Annotated in this window: 22 protein-coding genes, 1 tRNA gene and 1 other annotated feature; of the genes, 15 read left to right on the top strand and 8 right to left on the bottom strand. The window is 28.2% G+C overall.

Annotated elements, in window-relative coordinates; genetic code table 11:
- The first annotated feature begins 81 nt into the window (after window positions 1-81).
- Entirely contained in the window at window positions 82-1,359 is a 1,278-nt protein-coding gene (gene larA, locus OW729_RS09960) for a nickel-dependent lactate racemase (RefSeq protein WP_268061352.1), read from the top strand.
- 77 nt (window positions 1,360-1,436) lie between these two features.
- Here the strand turns inward: larA and OW729_RS09965 are convergent.
- Window positions 1,437-1,511: transfer RNA gene (locus tag OW729_RS09965), tRNA-Gln, on the bottom strand.
- Window positions 1,512-1,602: 91 nt separating this feature from the next.
- Window positions 1,603-2,148: a class IV adenylate cyclase gene (locus OW729_RS09970; RefSeq protein WP_268061353.1), complete on the bottom strand. Its 546-nt coding sequence runs from the start codon at window positions 2,146-2,148 to the stop codon at window positions 1,603-1,605.
- A gap of 132 nt (window positions 2,149-2,280) precedes the next feature.
- On the opposite strand from OW729_RS09970, the gene OW729_RS09975 reads away from it, so the two are divergent.
- A complete protein-coding gene (locus OW729_RS09975) occupies window positions 2,281-3,315 on the top strand; it encodes a nucleoid-associated protein (protein WP_268061354.1) in 1,035 nt (344 codons plus the stop codon).
- A gap of 137 nt (window positions 3,316-3,452) precedes the next feature.
- On the opposite strand, the gene fba is transcribed toward OW729_RS09975, so the two are convergent.
- The 3 genes from fba to OW729_RS09990 all read right to left on the bottom strand — a co-directional run bounded on the left by fba (window position 3,453) and on the right by OW729_RS09990 (window position 5,712).
- Window positions 3,453-4,379: a class II fructose-1,6-bisphosphate aldolase gene (fba, locus tag OW729_RS09980; protein ID WP_268061355.1), complete on the bottom strand. Its 927-nt coding sequence runs from the start codon at window positions 4,377-4,379 to the stop codon at window positions 3,453-3,455.
- Between the two features lie 156 nt (window positions 4,380-4,535).
- Window positions 4,536-4,916, bottom strand: a complete 381-nt coding sequence (locus tag OW729_RS09985; protein WP_268061356.1) for a DUF4363 family protein — start codon at window positions 4,914-4,916, stop codon at window positions 4,536-4,538.
- A 124-nt stretch (window positions 4,917-5,040) separates the two neighbouring features.
- Window positions 5,041-5,712, bottom strand: a complete 672-nt coding sequence (locus OW729_RS09990) for a DUF421 domain-containing protein (protein ID WP_268061357.1) — start codon at window positions 5,710-5,712, stop codon at window positions 5,041-5,043.
- Window positions 5,713-5,887: 175 nt separating this feature from the next.
- Here OW729_RS09990 and OW729_RS09995 point away from each other — a divergent pair, with 175 nt between their 5' ends.
- The 3 genes from OW729_RS09995 to OW729_RS10005 all read left to right on the top strand — a co-directional run bounded on the left by OW729_RS09995 (window position 5,888) and on the right by OW729_RS10005 (window position 9,490).
- Window positions 5,888-7,546 (top strand): nucleoside kinase, encoded by a 1,659-nt coding sequence (locus OW729_RS09995; protein WP_268061358.1) that lies wholly within the window; start codon window positions 5,888-5,890, stop codon window positions 7,544-7,546.
- Between the two features lie 445 nt (window positions 7,547-7,991).
- Window positions 7,992-8,942, top strand: coding sequence for an ROK family protein (locus OW729_RS10000; protein WP_268061359.1), 951 nt, complete (start codon window positions 7,992-7,994; stop codon window positions 8,940-8,942).
- Between the two features lie 218 nt (window positions 8,943-9,160).
- Window positions 9,161-9,490 (top strand): hypothetical protein, encoded by a 330-nt coding sequence (locus OW729_RS10005; RefSeq protein ID WP_268061360.1) that lies wholly within the window; start codon window positions 9,161-9,163, stop codon window positions 9,488-9,490.
- 32 nt (window positions 9,491-9,522) lie between these two features.
- Here the strand turns inward: OW729_RS10005 and pssA are convergent, their stop codons facing one another.
- Complete coding sequence (gene pssA / locus OW729_RS10010) at window positions 9,523-10,044, bottom strand: CDP-diacylglycerol--serine O-phosphatidyltransferase (RefSeq protein WP_268061361.1); 522 nt, start codon at window positions 10,042-10,044, stop codon at window positions 9,523-9,525.
- 212 nt (window positions 10,045-10,256) lie between these two features.
- On the opposite strand from pssA, the gene OW729_RS10015 reads away from it, so the two are divergent.
- The 3 genes from OW729_RS10015 to OW729_RS10025 all read left to right on the top strand — a co-directional run bounded on the left by OW729_RS10015 (window position 10,257) and on the right by OW729_RS10025 (window position 12,557).
- On the top strand, window positions 10,257-10,688 hold the full coding sequence (locus OW729_RS10015; RefSeq protein ID WP_268061362.1) for a CBS domain-containing protein: 432 nt from the start codon (window positions 10,257-10,259) through the stop codon (window positions 10,686-10,688).
- A gap of 254 nt (window positions 10,689-10,942) precedes the next feature.
- Window positions 10,943-11,827: a YegS/Rv2252/BmrU family lipid kinase gene (locus OW729_RS10020; protein WP_268061364.1), complete on the top strand. Its 885-nt coding sequence runs from the start codon at window positions 10,943-10,945 to the stop codon at window positions 11,825-11,827.
- A 70-nt stretch (window positions 11,828-11,897) separates the two neighbouring features.
- Window positions 11,898-12,557, top strand: a complete 660-nt coding sequence (locus tag OW729_RS10025; RefSeq protein ID WP_268061365.1) for a hypothetical protein — start codon at window positions 11,898-11,900, stop codon at window positions 12,555-12,557.
- Between the two features lie 7 nt (window positions 12,558-12,564).
- On the opposite strand, the gene OW729_RS10030 is transcribed toward OW729_RS10025, so the two are convergent.
- Window positions 12,565-14,550 (bottom strand): YgiQ family radical SAM protein, encoded by a 1,986-nt coding sequence (locus tag OW729_RS10030; RefSeq protein ID WP_268061366.1) that lies wholly within the window; start codon window positions 14,548-14,550, stop codon window positions 12,565-12,567.
- A gap of 507 nt (window positions 14,551-15,057) precedes the next feature.
- Between OW729_RS10030 and OW729_RS10035 the strand changes: the two genes are divergently transcribed.
- From OW729_RS10035 to nth, 5 genes are all read left to right on the top strand, one after another.
- On the top strand, window positions 15,058-16,320 hold the full coding sequence (locus OW729_RS10035; RefSeq protein WP_268061367.1) for a magnesium transporter MgtE N-terminal domain-containing protein: 1,263 nt from the start codon (window positions 15,058-15,060) through the stop codon (window positions 16,318-16,320).
- 130 nt (window positions 16,321-16,450) lie between these two features.
- A complete protein-coding gene (gene sleB / locus OW729_RS10040) occupies window positions 16,451-17,161 on the top strand; it encodes a spore cortex-lytic enzyme (RefSeq protein ID WP_268061368.1) in 711 nt (236 codons plus the stop codon).
- Window positions 17,162-17,238: 77 nt separating this feature from the next.
- Window positions 17,239-17,517: a binding site (T-box leader), on the top strand.
- A gap of 170 nt (window positions 17,518-17,687) precedes the next feature.
- Window positions 17,688-18,272: a serine O-acetyltransferase EpsC gene (gene epsC / locus OW729_RS10045; RefSeq protein WP_268061369.1), complete on the top strand. Its 585-nt coding sequence runs from the start codon at window positions 17,688-17,690 to the stop codon at window positions 18,270-18,272.
- Between the two features lie 135 nt (window positions 18,273-18,407).
- Window positions 18,408-19,109, top strand: a complete 702-nt coding sequence (locus OW729_RS10050) for a lysophospholipid acyltransferase family protein (protein ID WP_268061370.1) — start codon at window positions 18,408-18,410, stop codon at window positions 19,107-19,109.
- Between the two features lie 153 nt (window positions 19,110-19,262).
- Entirely contained in the window at window positions 19,263-19,898 is a 636-nt protein-coding gene (gene nth, locus OW729_RS10055) for an endonuclease III (protein WP_268061371.1), read from the top strand.
- A gap of 11 nt (window positions 19,899-19,909) precedes the next feature.
- On the opposite strand, the gene OW729_RS10060 is transcribed toward nth, so the two are convergent.
- Window positions 19,910-21,394: an ATP-binding protein gene (locus OW729_RS10060; protein ID WP_268061372.1), complete on the bottom strand. Its 1,485-nt coding sequence runs from the start codon at window positions 21,392-21,394 to the stop codon at window positions 19,910-19,912.
- A gap of 272 nt (window positions 21,395-21,666) precedes the next feature.
- Here OW729_RS10060 and OW729_RS10065 point away from each other — a divergent pair, with 272 nt between their 5' ends.
- Complete coding sequence (locus OW729_RS10065; RefSeq protein WP_268061373.1) at window positions 21,667-22,122, top strand: hypothetical protein; 456 nt, start codon at window positions 21,667-21,669, stop codon at window positions 22,120-22,122.
- Between the two features lie 24 nt (window positions 22,123-22,146).
- The gene (locus OW729_RS10070; protein ID WP_268061374.1) at window positions 22,147-22,518 is read left to right on the top strand and encodes a hypothetical protein; all 372 of its coding nucleotides are present in this window, start codon (window positions 22,147-22,149) and stop codon (window positions 22,516-22,518) included.
- The last annotated feature ends 6 nt before the right edge of the window (window positions 22,519-22,524 follow it).

Consider the following 22,524-nt stretch of genomic DNA (forward strand, 5'->3'; position numbering starts at 1 on the left):
GGTATATTATATTTAAGTGGCGTTGTATTTTCTATGTGGTCATACCAATTTGAAAAAATTAACACACACAGGAGGGATTTTATGTTAAAATTCGATTTGCCTTATGGAAAAGGACAGATGAAAATAAATGTTCCTAATGATAGAGTAGCTGGAGTGTTAGTATCTAAAGCTCACCATTTTAAACCAGAAGGAACAGAAGAGGAAATTGTAAGAACAGCTTTAGAAAATCCTATTGAAAGTAAACCTTTAAGAGAATTAGTAAGAGGAAAAGAAAACGTTGTTATAATTTCTAGTGACCATACAAGACCAGTTCCAAGTCATGTAACTATGCCTATTTTATTGGAAGAGATAAGAAGGGGTAACCCTGATGCAAAAATATCTATTTTAGTTGCTACAGGTATGCATAGACCAACAACTAAAGAAGAACTTATAAATAAATATGGTGAAGAAATTGCAAATAATGAGAATATTATAATCCATGATAGCTGTGACGAGACTTCTTTAGTTAAAATAGGAATTCTTCCATCAGGCGGAGAACTTATAATAAATAAACATGCAGTAGAAGCAGATTTATTGATTTCAGAAGGATTTATTGAACCTCACTTCTTTGCAGGTTTTTCAGGAGGAAGAAAATCTGTATTACCAGGAATAGCTAGTAAAGCAACTATTCTTGCAAACCACTGTTCAGAATTTGTGGGAAGCAATAAGGCTAGAACAGGAAAATTAGAAGGAAATCCAATACACAAAGATATGTTGTATGCTGCAGAAAAAGCTAATTTAGCATTTATTTTAAATGTTGTAATAGATGCTGATAAGAAGGTTATAGCAGCTTTTTCAGGAAATCGTGAAAAAGCTCATTATACTGGATGTGAATTTGTTAAAGACCTTGCTGGAGTAGATGCTGTAAAAGCAGATATTGCAATTACTACTAATGGAGGATATCCATTAGATCAAAATATGTATCAAACTGTTAAAGGATTAACTGCGGCAGAAGCTACTTTAAAAGAAAAGGGTGTTATAATAATGGCATCAGAATGTAGTGATGGTCATGGTGGACAAGAATTCTATGAAACATTTAAAAATGCACTATCTGTTAAAGATGTAATGAATGAAATTACAAGTCGAGGCAGAAAAGAAACAATATCTGACCAATGGGAATCACAAGTTTTATCCAGAGTATTACTTAAATATAAAGTAATACTAGTAACAAGTGCACCAAAACAAATGATAGAAGATATGCATATGACAGTAGCTCCAAGTGTAGAATCCGCTATTGAAATGGCAGATGAGTATTTAGGAAGTAAAGATGGTAAGATCACAGTTATACCGGACGGAGTTTCAGTAGTAGTTAGAGGTTAGTTAGTTGAAAATATTATGTGCTTTAAAAATATATATAATAAAAAATCCAAAACCTTAAAAGGTTTTGGATTTTTTATTGGCTGCCCAAGCAGGATTCGAACCTGCGAATGCCTGAGTCAGAGTCAGGTGCCTTGCCGCTTGGCTATTGGGCAATAAGGCTAACAATAAAATTATAGCACTTTTCAAGTAGTTGTCAATATGTCAATGATTTATTTTGATATATTATAGATTTTTTACTAATAATTACATAGTAGCATTATTGTATTCTTTAATAATATCATAAATGGTTTTAGATGTAGTGTCTTTTAAAGAGTATCCAAGTAATTCAACAACTTCTTTTAATTCATCTTCTCTTGAAGTCTCAATTTCTATATAAGGAAATGGACAAAAATTTTTTTCATTTATATCAATTTCAATTAAGGTATTTTTATATTTGTAACTTTCCCTATATTTTTTTATGGATTCTATAAGCTCTAGTCCTAAAGATTTAAATATATTTTCTCCTTCAATATAATCGCTTATCTCTATTTCATTTTCTTCCATAACTTTATACTTTTCTTGACTAAGCATTTTTTTAGTTGTCATGTAAATACGTGTCACCTTGAGAAGTTCATCATCAACTATCCTAATTCTAGCATAGCCCTTATCATTTAATAATTTCTTATCTGGAAAGTCATATATGTTATTAATTTGATTTTCTTGTTTTACTTTCAATGCTTTTATGTTTTTTAGTTTTCTACGGATATCATTAATGTCTATATCTATTATTCTGGTTTCAATCTCATTCATTATTATCACTCCTAATTAGTTTATCAATAAGATTATAACACAATAGAAAAATGTTGAGATGCAACATTTTTCTATTGTGTTATAATAAGTTTTAAAGTTTATTTTTATATGATATTAAGAGGTGGTTAGAAAATGGAATATATAAATGACATTACAGTGAATGAAGCTATCATTCATATTTTAGATAATAATTCCGATGAAGCTATTTTAAATGAATACACGTTGGATTTAAATGAAGAAATATACGCTTTTTTAAATAAACATGTGCAAAAGTGTCTCAATGATGAAGAACTTAAATATGCTATTTTTAATGAAGAAAGAAATATAGTGAAGGACCTATCTAAGGAATTTTTATATGGAGAGTGTGATTTTTTAGAGGTTTCTAAAGAACTTGCAAGGCAACTTTTTTTATTAATGAGGTCAAAAGGAAATATCCCTTCTTGTGATCTTATAATTTTATCAATATCTACAGAATATGGACCCCTTCTTGGAATTTTGAAGATGGATTATATAAAAAATTATGTTCACGCTGTTGATTTTATAGATAATAAAATAGGTATAAATATAATACCTCAATATACGGGGTTACCAGGAAGTGGTCAGAGACTTCAAAAATGTACTTTCATAAAGCCAATTAGCGATGAAGCTAAATTTGATCTTATGGTTATAGATAAACAAAATAAAAAGGATAAAGAAGAATATGGATCGAATTATTTTATAAATAATTATCTTGGATGTAAGGTAATTGATAATGAAAGAGATATGACAAAAAGTTTTGTTCAGGCAGCAGAAAAATGGACTAGAACTAATCTTAAAGAGAATGCAGAAGCTCAAGAAGTAGTAAGAAGCACTATTAAGAAGAAATTAAGAGAAGAGGAAAAAATAGATGTAAAGTCTGTTGCTGATGAAATTTTTGATGAGCAACCAGAAACTAAACAAAGCTTTGTTGAATTTGTTAAAGAGCAAGGTGGAGTTGAGAATATTGAAGTTGATAAACAGTGGGTTGAAAAAAAATTGAAGAGAATAAGATTAAAGATAGATAAAGATATTGATCTATATATAAATGAGGAAGCTTATAGTGATAATAGTAGATTTGAGATTATTAGAAATGGTGATGGTACAATAAATATGACAATAAAACATGTTTCTAATTATGTAGAAAAGTAACTCATAAATTTTAGAATATTATTTAAGATTGAATTAAGAGGTATATTGAAGTGGGCAATATACCTCTTAATTATAAGAATATGTTTTAAATTATATGAAATAAACAATTTATTAAAACATAATTAAGTACAAATTAATTAAAGAGTATTGGCAGAACCTAAGATATTTTCAATTTTATCTTCTACAAGTTTTTGAATAAGGTCTCTTCCAGCTCCGCAGTATTTTCTTGGATCAAATTCTGATGGTTTTTCACCAAATACTTTTCTTACACCTGCAGTCATTGCAAGTCTTAAATCAGTATCCATATTTATTTTACATACAGCCATTGAAGATGCTTTTCTTAACATATCAGCAGGTACGCCTTTTGCTTTTGAAGGAATTTCTCCACCATATTTATTGCAAGTTTGAACTAATGAAGAATCAACAGCAGAAGCACCATGAAGGACTATTGGGAATCCAGGTAATTTTTGTTGGATCTCTTCTAAAATATCAAATCTTAACTTAGCTTCTCCTTCAAATTTGAAAGCACCATGACTTGTTCCTATAGCTATAGCTAAAGAATCAACACCTGTTCTATTAACAAAATCAACTGCTTGATCTGGATCAGTATAAATGTGTACATCACTTTTAACATCATCTTCTATACCAGCTAAAACACCAAGTTCAGCTTCTACAACTACGCCATGTGCATGAGCATAATCAACAATTTCTTTAGTTTTAGCTACGTTTTCTTCATATTCGAAATGAGAACCATCAAACATAACTGAAGTAAAACCGCTTTCCACACATAATTTTACAGTTTCAAAATCTGGGCCATGATCTAAATGTAAAGCTACATCTATTCCAGTATCAGCTACTGCAGCATCTACCATAGCTTTTAAATACTTAGGGCCAGCATAATTCAATGCTCCCTTTGAAACTTGAAGAATAACAGGAGACTGTTTTACTTTAGCTCCATTAACAACACCTTGAAGAATTTCCATATTGTTAATGTTAAAAGCTCCTATTGAATATTTTCCTTCGTAAGCTTTTTTAAACATTTCTTTAGTAGTTATTAATGCCATACAAATTCCACCTTCCAAATAAAATATTAACGGGATTTTTTTTGTCCATGTGGGACAAAAACGCTCACGTTTATTATAACCTAAGATCTTTAATTTTACCATACCAACCTACAATATAATTATATATTAGATAACAAAAAAATTGAAACAAAAATGTTAAAATATATTTTGTATTGTTAATTTTTCAAAATTTACTATATCATCCATTAAAAATTTCAAAGTATGTACTGAAGCTAAAGAATTACTTTTGTCTTTACATTTTGTATATTGAGTTAATTTTAAAGCTTCTGTATAAACTGTATCTATATGATTATGATCTACGAAAATTGCAATGATTTTAGAATCTTTTTTCCAGTTATCTAAAAAAGTATTAGATAATTCATAAGCATTTTCCCAATCATTATTTATGAGTACATTTTCTAGATTAGATGCTTCAATTTTATAAAAATTACATGTTTTCTCAACATAATTTATGGAAAATACTATACTAAATATTAAAAATATAAAAATAGTAAAAGAAGCTATCACGTTTTTCATTTATTTAAACTCCTTTTCATTAAAAGTATTCATCAAATTTAAAACTTATGGTCCAAGAAAATATTAGCGATTACCATAATATGTTTAGGAAATATATTTTAAATCATGAAATTATAGAAAAATTCTAATCTTTTAATTGAAAATAAAATTTGCTTTTAGAATCTAAAATACCTATGAAAACCTTATTTGCATTTTCAATCTTATTACGTTTAAGTTGACTTTCTAACCAAGATATATCTTTATCTATTACTTTTAAATTTTCTTTGCATATTTGTCCGTCTAAGATTAAAGTTACAGGAAGTTTTTCTTGCTGAGATTGTATATTTAAATCTTTTTTTGTAGCTGGGATAGTGTCTGTTCTTGGTAATACTGATAATTCTCCACTGGTTTCTAAAACTGCGTATTCTACATCTTGTAGATTATAAAAGCCTTTTAGACGAAGTTCTTCCATTAAGTCATTAAAGCTTAGTCTTTGATGTCTTAATTCATTTACATCAATTTTACCCTTATTTATTAATACACTAGGTTTACCACATATTATTCTTCTAAATAAATCACTTTTTAATTCGAGAATTGTTATTATAGTTTGAAGAATTAATAAAGTTATGATGGGTATTATTCCATGGATAAGTGGAATACCTAAGTCTTGCATAGGTAAAGATGCTAATTCTGAAACCATGATAGCTATGGCGAGTTCAAAAGGTTCTAGTTCGCCTATTTGTCTTTTGCCCATCAAACGCATTGTTAGAAGTACTAATGAATATAATATGGCAGTTCTTATCATTACGGTAAACATTTAATCACCTCTTAAATAAACTTCTTCAATTATTTATTTTTTTCAAAAAATCTTTAAATATGAGTGGTAATAACACACTTTTTTGTATATATAAAGTATAATAACAATATGATTAAATTTTTATTATAAAATCTATAATAAGTACTAGGAAACAATATGCAGTAGGAGGAACAATATGGAGAAAATAGAGTTGGTTTTAAAAAAAGAAAAGAAAATTGAAGTAGAACAAGGAACGACTTTTCACAAAGTAATACAAGATAATAACTTAAATGAGAAAAATACCTGCATACTTGGAAGTATCAATGGTAAGTTAAAGGAACTTGGTGAAATTATAGAAGAAAATGGTGAATTTAAGTGTGTGGACATAAGTAATGGAATTGCTAGATTAGCTTATTTAAGAACTGCTCAATTTGTATTAATTAAAGCTGTACATGAATTATATCCAGAAGCTTCTATAACTATTGAACACTCAATAAGTAAGGGGATTTTTGGAGAAGTCCATAAAGAAACTCCTCTTACAATAAATGAGGTAGAAAGTATAAAGAATAGAATGTGTGATATTATAGATAAAAACATACAAATAAAAAAAGTGTCTGTTTCAAAAGAAAAAGCTATAGAAATTTTCCAAAATTATAAAATGGATGATAAAATAAGGTTATTAAAGCATATTAAAGCTGATGATGTTAAGCTTTATGAATTAGATGGAAGATATGACTACTTTTATGGGCCAATGGCTTATTCTACTGCAGCAATTAAAATTTTTGATTTAATGTACTATGAGCCCGGCTTTATATTAAGAATCCCAGCTTCTGACAATCCGGATAAACTCCCTAGTTTTATAGATCATCCTAAATTATCTAAAATATTTTATGAAACAGAACAGTGGGGAAAGATACTAGGTATTGCTGATGTTGGAGCATTAAACAATATGGTTGTTAATGGAGAAATAGGAACTATGATAAGGGTAGCAGAAGCTCTTCATGAAAAAAAAATAGCTTATATAGCGGATATGATTGCTAGAAGACAAGAAATTAAAATAGTATTGATAGCAGGACCATCTTCTTCTGGAAAAACTACTTTTACTAAAAGATTAGGGGTACAATTAAGAGTTAATGGACTAATACCTATAGAAATTTCTTTAGACGATTATTTTGTTGATAGAGAGCATACTCCAAGAGATAAAAATGGAGAGTATAATTTTGAGTCTATTTATGCTTTGGATTTAGAGCTTTTTAATAAAAATCTATGTCAACTTATGTCAGGAGAAGAAGTAGTTATACCTACTTATGATTTTTTAACAGGTAAGAGAAAGTGGGATAAGAAATCTTTTAAACTTCCCGATAATGGTATTTTGTTAATAGAAGGAATTCATGGACTAAATGAAATGCTTACAGCATCAATTAATAAAGATAATAAATTTAAGATATATATAAGCGCATTAACCCAATTGAATGTGGATAATCACAATAGAATTTCTACTACTGATGTTAGAATAATAAGAAGAATAGTTCGAGATTATCTTTCTAGAGGTTATCTAGGAGAAGATACTTTAAAAATGTGGCCTTCAATAAGACGGGGAGAGGAAAATAATATATTTATATTTCAAGAAGAAGCGGATGTTATGTTTAATTCTAATTTAGTATATGAACTTTGTATTCTAAAAAAATATGCTGAAAAGGAGCTTGCTAAAGTTAAGGAAGACAGCCCCGTATATTACGAAGCCATGAGATTAAAAAGTTTTCTAAATTTCTTTAAGGATGTAGATAAAGACTTAGTTCCAGAAAATTCTATATTAAGAGAATTTATAGGAGGAAGTTGTTTTTATAAGTATTAATAGAATAATATTATGACGTAATGAATAATGGCATAGAAATAGGTTTTCTAAATATATTCAGTTATCTATTAAACATTTAGCATGCAAATAAGTATTAAAGGCACATTCTTCTAAAAATGCTACCCTCACTATGAGGTGTCAATATTTCAGTTCAGTTGCCGGAGTTCATTCTGGCAATTATGCACTTTTAGAATCTTACCCCTTAAGTACTTTTAGGTGCTACTTCAAAATTTACTTAGATAACTGCATACATAAGAAAACCTTATTCCTATGCTCTAGTTTTTTTATAAGTAAACTGATTATTACATCTACATACTGAAAAAACATGATTTGTGGACAAGATATGTACTATTTAGTGAAAATAGTAAGTTTATAATGTTATAATATTTATATGAAAAATAAATTTTGTATAGCAATATATTAGATATATAAAGGAGGAATATATGTGTACATAGGAGTTGATTTAGGAGGAACTAATATAGCGGTTGGAATAGTAGACGAAGAGGGTAATTTAAAACATAAAGACAGTACTCCAACTAAAAGAGAAAGGCAGCCTAATGAAATAATAGGAGATATAAAGAGATTAATTCTTAAGGTTATAGAGGAGTATGGTATATCTAAAGATGATATAAATGCAATAGGAATAGGAATTCCTGGACTTGCAGATAAAAAGACAGGAGAGGTTATATATTGTGTAAATCTTAATTGGACTAATATACCTTTAAAGCAGCCTTTAGAAGAAGAGTTGGAAATACCTGTTTATATAGATAATGATGCAACACTGGCTGGATTAGCAGAATATGAGGCTGGAGTCATGAGAGGTGCCGAAAGTGGAATTTTTATAACTTTAGGAACTGGTGTAGGTGGTGGAATAGTTATAAATGGCCGTATAAATTCAGGTTTTAATGGGGTTGGATCAGAAATAGGGCACATGGTTGTAGGAGAAAATTACTATGATTGTAGTTGTGGTAAAAATGGATGTTTGGAAACGTTTTGCTCAGCTACTGCTTTAATTAATTATACAAAAAAACTTATAACTGAAGAAAATTGTAAAACAATAATAATGGAAAAAATAAACGGAAATCTAGATAATTTAGAAGGAAAAATAATATTTGAAGCTGCATTCGAAGAAGATGAGCTTGCAAATAAAGCAGTTAATAGACTTATTAAATATTTAGCAATTGGTATAGTTAATTTAATATGTATAATAGATCCTGAGATTTTTGTTATAGGTGGAGGAATTTCAAAAGCTGGAAACTTCCTTTTAGAAAAACTAAGGGAAGAGGTTTCAAAAAATAAATTTTATAAGTCCCTTCCAATAGGAAAAATAGTTTTAGCTACATTAGGAAATGAGGCCGGCATTATTGGTGCAGCTATGCTTCCTAAACAATATTAAGATTAGATATGTATTACAAAACTATTAATTAGGAATAAGTTAAGAATAAAATTTTTAATGGAGTATAAATGCATATAATGATATATATTAATTTAGTCTATTATTAGGGTAGAAACTTATAACAAGTTATATAGTTTTCAAATTATACAATTTCCCTAGGTATGAAAATATAGTATTATTAATATATTTATTATGATAACAATTGCTAGGGTGATTAATTGGGACATAGAAAAGTAATTGAAAGTTATTACAGTGATGTTAATAATCTCGCTGATTTATTAGGAAAATTAGTTAATTCATATAGATTACTTGTAGGTGGTGCAGATGAACTAAACAAGATTGCTTTATCTAAAAAAGGTGATGTTAAAGATGCACTTAAAAGAGCTGATAAATTAGGAGATATTATAGATAAGGTAATAAAAGATTTAGATGAGGCTTCTTTTTATTATGGTGAATACTGCAATATTAAATCTAGCATAATTAAAGAGAAAATACATGTAGATAGTATTTTAAAAGAAATAAATGAGGAATTAAGATTTAAAGAATAATGTGTATAAAAATAAAAAAGTGTGAATTAGAATCACACTTTTTTTATTCTGAGTTTACTAACCATTAAGTAAGATAATACAATCATAAGAATAGCAGTTCTAATAATATAAGATGTATAGTTGATAGTAAAGAAACAATATATTGCTAACAACATACCTGCTAAAGTTATAGGTATTCCCATAAATTCTCCGTCAAAGGCTGTGCAATTATATCTAGCCAATCTGTATGCACCACATAGTGGAAATATTAAAACAAGAAGATAGCCATTTAGTCCTAAAGATATAAAATCATATAAATTAAAAGCTAAAAGTGCAGGTGCAACACCAAAGGAAACTAAATCTGCTAAAGAATCCAATTCTTTTCCAAGATCACTAGATACGTCTAAATATCGAGCAATTCGACCATCGTATCGGTCCATGACACTTGCTAATAAAATAAAGATACAAGATAATCTATAATCCCCATTAAATGTCATTATTAATGATATAAGTCCGCAACAAAGATTACCTAAAGTAAAAGCATTGGGTAGTGCTTTTTTTGTTATTCTTGCCATTGCTGTATCACTCCTAAAAATACTTTAAAATTTTATGAAAAAAATTAGTATATTTGTATAGGTAAAAGATAAAACTATACATTTATATAATTATATATTATATATTATTTTACATAAATAATTAAGTATAAAAATTAAAATTTAAAAAAAAATTAATATTTATAATAGAAAACATTCTAACTGGTTAGAATAAATTTAGGAGGTGTATTGGGATGAAAATTAAAGATATAATGACTAAGACAGTAGCAAGTGTAAATCCTGATGATTCTGTAGAACGTGCAGCTAAGGTTATGAGAGAATATAACATAGGTGCTATTCCAGTATGTAATGGAGAAGAAGTTGTTGGAATATTGACAGATAGAGATATCGTTCTTCGTTCTTCTGCTGATGGACAAAATACAAACAATCAAAAAATTAGAGGTATTATGAGTTCAAATCCAGTTTTAGGTACACCAGACATGGAGGTTAAAGACGCTGCTAGGATAATGAGTGAAAGACAAATTAGAAGATTACCTATAATTGAAAATAAAAATTTAGTTGGTATGGTATCCTTAGGAGATATAGCAGTGCAACCACATGCAGATAGTGAAGCGGGTAAGGCTTTAACTAATATATCAGAGCCATGTAGCCCAGAATTATCATAATTTAAAAGTTATGCTTCATTTCATTAGATTATTAATAAAGAGTCAATTCTAAAATACTAAATATAGTTTAATAATAAAGGACAGTAATATATTTTAGAGTATTACTGTTCTTTTAAGTTATTTATAGTATATTTGGTTTGAATTTTATTCTATTGTAAAGTATATTTATTTATGGGGATAATATGTTAAATAAATAATATATAATTAAACCTAAATAATAAATTTAAAAAAAGTAGAGTAAATAGGAGGCAAATATGGATAAAGTTAAATTTATATACAATCCTTATTCTGGAGAAAATACGATTTTAGACAATATTGACACAGTAATTAGGGTACATCAAAAATATGGTTATTGGGTTGTGCCTTTCAGGATAAGTAAGGATTTTGAACTCATAGATGCCTTTAAGGATATAGATGATAGTTATAAATATGTATTAATAGCAGGGGGAGATGGAACGGTAGATAATGTAGTAAATGTAATGAAAAAAATAGGGATAAATATCCCTATTGCAATACTCCCAGTAGGAACTGCTAATGATTTTGCAAAATTTATTGGTATGCCGTCTAATATAGAAAAGGCTTGTGAGCAAATATTAGAAAGTGAGCCTTGTGAGTTAGATTTAGGAAAGGTAAATGATAAATATTTTATAAATGTAGCCAGTACAGGATTATTTACTGATGTATCTCAAAAGACAGATGAAAATCTTAAAAATACTATAGGGAAACTTGCTTATTATGTAAAAGGAATTGAACAGATACCTAATTTTAGGAAATTGAATGTAAAGGTAACCTCAGAAAATATGGTTTTTGAGGGAGATATGTATTTGATTTTAGTATTTAATGGGCAGACAGCAGGAAATTTTAAATTGGCATATAAAGCTGATGCATCGGATGGGTTGTTAGATGTTATAATTATAAAAGCTGGTATGATAAAAGATATAATAACTTTATTTATAAAAATGTTAAGAAGTGAACACCTTGAAGATTTTAAAGGATTAATTTATTTCAAAACGGATAAACTTCAAATAGAGTGCTATGAAGATATACTAACAGATATAGATGGGGAAAGAGGACCTGATTTCCCTCTTACAATAGAATGTATAAAGGGTGGATTAAAAGTTTTAGGAATAATAAATTGAAAAATGTGAATAAATAAGTCTTCTACAAAATAATTATTAATAACATCAATTTTTGTGGAGAAGATAAATTTTGAAAATTTATATTTATTTCTGTTTATTAGTTATTGTTACTGTTTTAATATTTAGAAATTTAAGAATCAATAAGATATACTCACCTTTTAAAATAAAAGTTTTGTGTGGTTGTGTTTTAGTGGCAATGTTATTAAGGTATGTATCCTTATTTTTAATGCTTATAGTACAAAATATAAAGTATTTATATTTATTAAAATCAGTTTATTTTTTAAATTTTATGACTATACCTATAGCAGCTTTGATTATACTGTATATAGTTATTAGAAGAGATAAAATCAATTTTTCTTATGCTTTTTTTATTAGTGCAATAATATGTGTATTATATATTTTATTGATTTATATATTTTCTGTTGATATAAATGCAGATTTTATTTGTGGATACTATATGAATTTTATAAATATAGAATATGTATATGTTTTTTATATGGTAATTTTTGTGTTGGGAATAATAGTAGCTTTAAATTTTTATAACAAGACCATTTATAAAATAGGAATAATATTGTTTATCATTTCTTCTAGTGTTTTATTGATAGAGTGTCTATTTGTTTTAATAGGTAGAGGTATTTTTGTAACGCCTATAATAAGTGATTTTTTATGGATGGTATCTTTAAATTATGTATTACAGAAATTAAATAAAGTGAATAATAAAACCAGGTAGAGTTTAACTACCTGGTTTTATTCATTTTATTTGTCCTACGTGATTTTGAATGGAAACTACTTTTATTATCAGGTTTAGGTGTACTTTTTTTCTTTATTTTGGATTTGGTTTCAATATGAGATTCAGAATTATTTTTTTTATTAATTTTGGTGTTAATGTTGTTAGCATATAGTTTACCTTTTTTATTTTTAGGGGGGTAAGGAGGTATTAAACAAGTACTACCAAAACCTATTAAGTCCTCTCTGTGAGCTTTTATTAAAGCTTTTTTTACTAAATTATAATTTTCAGGAATACTAAATTGTAAAAGAGCTCTTTGCATAGATTTTTCTTCAAAGGTTTTAGGTATATACACATTTTCACCAGTGAGTGGGTTAATACCAGTGTAATACATTGCAGTTGAAAGACTTCCTGGGGTTGGATAAAAGTCTTGAACTTGTTCAGGAGTATGTCCCATATTTTTTATATATATAGCTAGCTCGATAGCAATACTTAAATCGCTTCCAGGATGACTGGATATTAAGTAAGGCACTAAAAATTGTTTTTTATCTAGTTTTTTATTTATTTCAAAATACGTTTTTTCAAATTTTTCATATACATTATTTTTAGGCTTTCCCATTAATTTAAGAACTTTATCATTTATATGTTCTGGAGCAACTTTTAATTGACCACTAATATGGTGTTCACATAATTCGCGGAAAAAAGTATTATTTTTATCTGCCACTAAATAATCGAATCGTATACCTGAACGTATAAAAACTTTTTTTACGTTAGGAAGCTTTCTTACTTTTCGTAATAAATCTAAGTATTCTTTGTGATTAACTTTTAAGTTTTTACATGGAGTAGGAAAAAGGCACTGTCTATTTTTACATACCCCTTTTTCTTTTTGTTTTTCACAAGCTGTATGTCTAAAATTTGCAGTAGGACCTCCAACATCGTGTATATATCCCTTAAAATCTTTTAGTGTAGTTAAAAGTTTTGCTTCTTCAATTATAGAATTTTGACTTCTATGTTGAATAGTTCTTCCTTGGTGGAAGTTTAATGCGCAAAAGGAGCAACCACCAAAACATCCTCTATGGCTAGTTATAGAAAATTTAACTTCACGAATGGCAGGTATTCCTCCTTTTGATTCATATATAGGATGATATGTTCTAGTATAGGGAAAATTATAAACAACGTCCATTTCTTCTTCAGTTAATGGAACTTGAGGTTTATTTTGAATAATATATCTATTACCATGTTTTTGTGCAATGTTTTTTCCATTAATGCTATCTTGTTCGAGGTATTCTAATTTAAAACTTTCAGCAAAAGCTTTCTTACTTTCTATACATTTTTCAAAAGAAGGAACTTCTATATAATCATTTGTATTTTCTAATGAGTTTGTTGCATAAACTGTTCCACGTACATTAGTTATATTTTTAATATTCATTCCGTATTTTAGTAGGTTGGCTATTTGAGAAATGGTTTTTTCACCCATACCATAAATTAATAAATCGGCTTTAGAATCTATTAAAATACTGCGTCTAAGTTTATTATCCCAATAATCATAATGTACAAAACGACGAAGACTGGCTTCAATACCACCTATAATTATAGGAACGCCTTTATATGCCTGACGAGCTTTACTACAATAAGATATTACTGCTCTATCTGGCCTATGACCAATTTCTCCACCAGGTGAAAATAAATCTGTATTTCTTTTTTTCTTAGCAGCGGTATAATGATTAACCATTGAATCCATATTGCCTGAATTTATTAGAAATGCATATTTTGGTTTTCCAAGGACTCTAAAAGATTCAACATCATTCCAATTAGGTTGTGATATAACTCCTACTGTAAAACCCTCATATTCAAGAGTACGACCAATGATAGCAGTTCCAAAAGAAGGATGATCAACATATGCATCTCCTGTTATTATAATAAAGTCCAATTGTTCTATATTTCTTTCTTTTAAATCTTGCTTACTTATGGATAAAAATTTGTTGTTTAATTTCATAAAAAGTATACCTCCAAATCTAGTAATAATATTAACATAAGGAAGGAATTTTATAAACAAAAGAAAATATTGCAATGTAAATTTATTTTGTTGCATTTTCAACAAAGTATAATATAATTTATAGTAGGAGACGAAATATTGAGCAGTCTTTTAGAAAAACTAAAGAAGCTAAAACAAGTATAGTTTTAGCTAAAAATCTAAAAGGCTTTTTTGTCTTGAAAAGAGGTGGAATTAATGGAAGGTGATCCCCTTAGTCGGAGGTCAAACAAAAATCTAAAATTGAATATGGTGTATAGAGGAAGGTTTCTAGCAAAGTTCAGAGTTTACAGTTTAGAGTTTACAGATTTAACTAAATTAAATTTATATAGTTTATTCTGAGTAAATGAAGTACATTTGAAATGAAGTTCAAAACTGTAATTATTTAATTTATGATTTAGAATGTAAATTGTAAACTGTAAATTATGAATTTTACATGGGATTCCTCTATATACAAAAGGAGGAATGTCCATGAAGAAACTTAATAGTTTTTATTTAAGTGAAATACTACACAAGAGCGTTTACGACGAGTACAATGACTGTATAGGTAAGTTGAGTGACATTTATGTAACTACAGGAGATGTATATCCTAAAGCTATAGGATATAAGATAAAAAAGGGTAGTGAAGTTTCTCATTATGAATTTAGAAATATAGAATTTTATGATGATGATGGCAGGATATACATTAAGGTGAGAATGGTTAAGGACATAATACCAAGGGCATACTCATATTTATTATCTAAAAATCTTCTTGATAAACAGATTGTAGATGTTAATGGAAAAAAGGTAGTAAGAGTTAATGACTTGAGGATAGCTGATATATGTGGAGAAATAAGAGTTATAGCTGTTGAAACAGGCATTTTAGCTTTAAGCAGACGTTATAATATGGATAAAATTGTTAAATTTATCTTTAAATTACTACACAAGGCACCACATGATAAGGTAATTATGTGGGATGATGTTGAGTCCTTAGAGATGGTAGATGACGGTTTGAAAATTTCCGTTCCTTATAGAAAAATATCAGAACTTCATCCGGCAGATATTGCAGATATTTTAGAGGAAGTAGATTTAAAGTATAGAAATAAGATATTCGAAAGTTTAGACGAGCATTTAGCAGCAGATACGTTAGAAGAAATAGATCCTGAAATTCAGGCAGATATTTTAGAAACTCTTAGTCAATCTAAGGTTGTGGATATTTTAAACAACATGTCTAATGATGAAATTGCAGATGTTTTGGAAGAGTTAGATGAGGAAACAGCAGAAAAATTTCTTATTAATTTGGAAAGTGAAGATGAAGAAAAAGTAAGAGATCTTATGAAATATGAAGATGAAGCTGTGGGAAGTATAATGAGTACAGAATATTTATCTTTTAATTTGAATATTACTGCAGGCGAAACGCTAGAACTTTTAAAGGAAATAAAACCGGAAGATAGAATAGCTCATTATATATATATAGTTGATCAAAATGAGAGATTGGAAGGAGTTATATCATTTAATGAGATTGTTTTTTCAGATTGTAATGTAAAGTTAAGAGATATAATGAAAAGAGAAGTAATTAAATTAAATGATGATGAAAATTTAGAAAGTGCTATAACAAAGTTTATTAAATATGATTTTATTAATATACCTGTTGTTGATGAAGAAGACAAATTTCAAGGTATTGTAATCATTAATGATATTATTGAAGAATTATTTTCAGAAAAATTTAAGAAAAAATTTAAAAGAGCTGTTTAGTAAAGTGTTTAAAGTGGAGAATTAATAAGGCTTAATTTTCCACTGATTTTTTTTGTGTATTTTTATCAAAGCTGCACAAAATAACTGTAAGTATATTACTTAACTTATTTTTAGGAGGTGTAGCTATATTATGACGGAAAATCTAAAATTTAAAAGGATAGGCGTTTTAATAATGTCAGTGATGGTTACATATATTGTTTTGACAGAATGCGTTTATCCGTATTTTAATTCTATAAATACAGTTAGTTATCAGTATGGATCTAAAGGAGAAGTAGTAAAAGAAATTCAGAGAAGATTAAAGAATTGGGGCTATTACTTTAATGGTGTAGATGGTATTTATGGATATAATACTTTTTTAGCTGTAAAGGGATTTCAAAGAAAGAATGGGCTTTCAGTTGATGGAATAGCAGGAGATAGAACTTTAGCGGCATTAGGAATAAATCCTAATAGTGTATCGCCAACATCAAAACCCTCTAGTTCTGCAAGTAATAGTCAAGATGTACTTCTTCTTGCAAGGCTTATTAATGGTGAGGCAAGGGGAGAGCCTTATGAGGGACAGGTTGCTGTAGGGGCTGTAGTATTAAATAGAGTAAGAAATTCTAAATTTCCATCTAGTGTTGCTGGAGTAATTTATCAACCGGGGGCTTTTACTGCAATAGTAGATGGTCAAATACATGCTAATTTAGAGGAAAATTCAATTAGAGCGGCCAAAGATGCATTAAATGGATGGGATCCATCAGGTGGAGCTATATACTATTTCAATCCTGCAACAGCCACTAGCTCATGGATTTGGTCAAGGCCACTTATTAAAATTATAGGAAAGCACAGATTTTGCAGATAAATTATATAAAAACATGTTGACAATTAATTAGGATATTCATATAATATAAATATGAAATAATTCTTAGTGAAATAGTCAGAAATACTGTGAAAAAGGAAAGTAATATAAATTAGATATTCAGAGAGGAAATCATAGGCTGTGAGATTTCTATATTAGGTTTATATGAAGTGCCCTTTGGAGTTTTGCACCGAATAATAGTAGGCTGCAGCGGGTTCACCCGTTATAGTGATAGAGTATAAGTCTAAGTACATTTTAAGATTAACTAACTTATTATGTAATAGAAAGTGCTTGAAGGGCGAGTGGGATTTTTATATCCAATTAGAGTGGAACCGCAGAGTTATAGCTTTGCCTCTATATTAAATAGAGGCAGGGCTTTTTTTATTGCTTATACGAAAAAATAATAATTACCATGATTTAAGATAAAAATTCTCTAGAGATTTGTATTAAATAATATGTAAATTTAGTTTTATTTTAATTAAAGGATATTCTGTTCTTTAGTGAAAGTTTCAAGATGGAGGGATAAACAATGATAAAATTTTTTAAAACAATAAAATATGATATTGATAATATAGTTAAAAATGATCCGGCAGCAAGAAATGGGCTTGAAGTACTATTTTTATATCCTGTAGTTCATGCAATGATATTTTATAGGATAACGCATGCTTTATACAAAAAGAATTTATTTTTCTTAGCTAGACTTCTCTCGCAATTTGCTAGATTCCTTACTGGAATAGAAATACATCCTGGTGCACAAATTGGCAAAGGTTTTTTTATAGATCATGGAATGGGTGTTGTTATAGGTGAAACAGCAGAGGTTGGTGACAATGTTACTTTGTATCATGGAGTAACTTTAGGTGGCACTGGTAAAGATACAGGCAAGAGACATCCAACTGTAGGAAACAATGTAATAATAGGTTCAGGTGCTAAAATATTAGGACCTATTCTAATAGGAGATAATTCAAAAGTAGGTGCTAATTCTGTAGTTCTTAAAGATGTTCCAGAAAACTCAACAGTAGTAGGTATACCAGGGAAGGTAGTTAAAAAAAAATCTAATTTAGTAAATATGGAGAAATATGAAAAAACATTAAACTACAACAGTGTAAGCAGTTAAGTTTAGATATGATAAAATTTTATTATTTTAGAAATTAGTTCCACTTACTAAAAATAATACAATAATTCACTTTTTCAAAATTATAAGTTGTGATATAGTATACTAAGGAGAATTATGTGAAAGGTGGAATTAAGTATGATATCACCCTTTGTTACTAAAATTATAGGGCTTTTACCAAAAAAATTTGTTAAGTCTATATCTTATAAAGTCATTAATGGATATGTTGATAAGTATGCTAAAATAAATGTTAAAAATAAAGAAAATTTAAAAGATATTAAGAAACCAGTGTTATATGTGTGTAATCATTTAAGTAACTCAGATGCACTTATACTTAAGAGAGTAATTGAAGATGATGATGTAACTTTTGTTGCTGGTATAAAATTAAATAGTAACTCTCTTACTAGTATGGGAATAAGCATTGTGAAAACAACTCCTATTCATCCAAATACCGCAGATAAAGAAGGTATAAAGAAAATTATATCTATAATAAAAAATGGTGGAAGTGTAGTTGTTTTCCCAGAAGGAACTAGAAGTAGAACTGGTAAATTAATTGAAGCCAAAAGGGGCATAATTTTAATAGCTAAGATGTGTAAAGTTCCTATAGTACCTATAGGTATGACTGGAACAGAAAAACTTCTTCCAATAAATGAGGAAGGACAGATGGAGAAAGAAAAGTTCCATTACTCTGATATTAATGTGAATATAGGACAGCAATTTCTTTTACCAAAGAAAAAAGAAGAAGAAACAGGAAAAGAATATGAAATTAGAGCACTTGAGTTTTTAATGAAAAAAATAGCAGATCTTTTACCAGAAGAGTATAGAGGAGTATATCTATAAAGTCAATTGTAATCTTGGCTTTTGATTATTATTTCCTTTAGAGGGTAAAATTTCTCATGCAGGTTTATAGTGAAGTTTAACTCACCTCATTTAGTATGTTATATGTAATGTACATGGGATGAATTAAAATATGTTTATGTATAGGGGATAAATATGAGTGAAGATGATATAAAAAATGTTATTGATATATTGAGTAAAACTTATAGTGGAGCAAAATGTGGGCTTGAATTTAAATCTGCTTATGAACTTCTTATATCTACTATGTTATCTGCTCAATGTACAGATGAAAGAGTAAATTTAATTACAAAAGAATTATATAAAGAGTATAATACTCCGGAAAAAATAGTAACTTTAAGTGAGGATGAGTTAGGAGAAAAGATAAGAAGTTGTGGACTTTATAAAAATAAAAGCAAAAATATTTTAGCGACTTCAAAGGTCATTTTAACAAAACATGGTGGAAAAGTTCCTAATACAATGGAAGACTTGATAAGTCTTCCAGGGGTAGGAAGAAAGACGGCTAATGTAGTGCTTTCTAATGCTTTTGGTATTCCAGCTATTGCAGTGGATACTCATGTATTTAGAGTATCTAATAGAATCGGGCTTGCTCATGGTAAGAATGTAGAAGAGGTAGAAAAACAACTTATGAATAATATACCAAGAGAAATATGGAGTGATACACATCACTATATAATATGGCATGGAAGAAATATTTGTAAAGCAAGAAAACCTCAATGTGAAGTGTGTCCAATCGCACCATATTGTGAATCATTTAATATTAACAGCAAATAAAAAACAGTTGCTTATAGTAACTGTTTTTTATTTGCTGTTAATTCTTTATTATTTAGAACATTATTTAAGGTAGAACTTAAGTCCTCAATGGTATAGGGTTTATTTATAGCTCCTTTAAATCCGTAAGATTCATAATTATCAATTATACTTCCAGAAGAATATCCGCTGGAAATTATAGCACATACATTGGGATCTATATTTAATAAGAGGTTAATTGTCTCTTCACCGCCCATACCACCTGGTACAGTTAAGTCTAAGATTACTGCATCAAATGGACATAAAGATAATAAAGCTTTTTTATATATATCTATGCATTCGATTCCATTTTTAGCTAGTATCACTGTATACCCTAAGGATTCTAGCATTGAATATAAAATTTCCCTTATCTTAGGATCATCATCCATTACTAATAGTTTATTTTCTCTTCTTATTAAATGAGAATTGTTTTTTTGTAACTTGGATGGAGTACTTTCACAAGCTGGTAAATATATAGTGAAAGAAGTTCCTTTACCAGGTTTTGATTTTACATATATATGCCCATCATGTTTTTTTATTATTAAAAATGATGAGGTTAATCCAAGGCCAGTGCCCATTTTTTTTGTAGTAAAGTAAGGATCAAATATTTTCTTTAAATTTTTTTCACATATACCAATTCCAGTATCTTTTATGGTAATAGTGATATATTTACCAGGTTTTAATGAGTTAATTTCATTTTTTAATAACTGTGTATTTCTACAACGTATTTTGATTAATCCGCCTTTTGGCATAGCTTGATAAGCATTTATTATTAAGTTACTTATTACCTGACTAAATTGACCTTCATCAACTTCTACAGGCCATAAATTTTTAGGAATATTAAATTCACATAGTACATTAGAGCCACTTAAAGTTAAAGATACTGTATCTTCTATTAAATTATTAATGTAAATTTTATCTTTTAAAGGTGATTTATTTTTTGAAAAATTAAGCATTTGTTTTGTTAAGGATTTTGCGTGAATAGCTGTTTTTTCTATATTAGTAATAGTGCTGTTGATTTTAGGAGGATCATTAAGATTATTTTTAATTATATATGCATTTCCTAGAATTATAGTAAGTATATTATTAAAATCATGAGCAATACCAGCAGCTAGTGTGGAAATACAATTTTCCTTAAATTTTATACTAGTAATGTCATTTATAGAAAGTAAAGCTGAGCTTATATTATTATAAATTATTTTTGAAGCTTGAATATGTAGGTAAATAGTTTGAGATGATATTAGAACTTTTTTGTGAAAATCCATTTTTGTTAAATCACTTTTGAAAAATTTTTCCATTTTATCTTTTATAAATTTAGGAATGTATATATTATTTGAGTAATTATTACTATTAGAAATCAGTTGTTCTATAATATTTTCACCAGAAATATTTAAATATTCAATATCGAAATTTTCATTAAGAATAATCATAGGTGTGGATAAGTTCTGAAAAAGTGTATAGAACTGCTTATAATCGTTCATATTAACTTAACACCTCACAAAATTCATATAATAAAAGCAATAAATATTAATATTCTACATATTTCAAATAAAACCTTTTAATAGTATATAAAAAGATACTTAGGATTGTCTTATATTTGTGTTAATGAAGCTCTACAAATGTTTTACTTGTAAAGTATATTTAATTAATCTATTTAAAGAACATTTATTAAATTAAGGAATATAATATATTAGGTATTGATAAAAATACCTAATATTAAAAATCTAAATACTGTTAACGAGGAGGATACATTATGGGAAAAAATAATGAGCAATATTATGAATGTGGGCAATGTGAAACTGATAATATAAATAAACAAGGGGAATTTGTACTTGGTAACGTAACAAAAGAAATAGAAGTAACAAAAGATATAGAGTTCAGCGAAATAAGAGCTGATATAAATGTAAAAAAAGTAAAGACATTAAGAGTATGGGGACAGGTCAAAGATTGTGATGGAAAGCCTGTAAAAAATGCTTTATTGAAATTAGTACGAGTGGTTAAGGATCAATGTGGAAAAGTAGAATATGTAGGAGTTGCTCATGGAGTAAGCGACTGCTTAGGTTTTTATCAATTTGATATTTGTGTTCCACACAGTTGTAACGCAAATGTATATAGGATTTTTGTAAGTAAGCAAGCTTTAGGAAAAGAAGGATATATTACAGCAACTGAATGTAATCCATGCTTAGATAATTTAGAGTGTGCAAAGTAATCCCTTGTTAATTGGGGGGGAAATATGAAAAATAGTATGAAATATAAAATATATGATAGAATAATTGTTACAAATAATGTAGAGAAACGTGATTTGATCTTAGGTGATTTTTCGCCTAAGATTAAGTTGTGGAAATTTAAGGATAATGATGAACTAAGATTAGATTTTACTGTTAAAGCTGTACAATTGCTACAAATTAAAGGTAATGGAAAACAAGATAAATGTATGAAAAACAAACCCATAAAATTATTTCAAGAATATATGGATAAAAAAGGGACTGTAAGATTAAAAGAAATAGAAAGTTCAATGACTGAAGAAGATGGATCTTATAATTTTGATGTGTTGATACAGGAAAAGTATTTTCCTAAGTATTATACAGTATTAATTAAAATTTAAAAAATA

The organism is Clostridium brassicae (assembly GCF_026738875.1).
Taxonomy (GTDB): Bacteria; Bacillota; Clostridia; order Clostridiales; family Clostridiaceae; genus Clostridium_H; species Clostridium_H brassicae.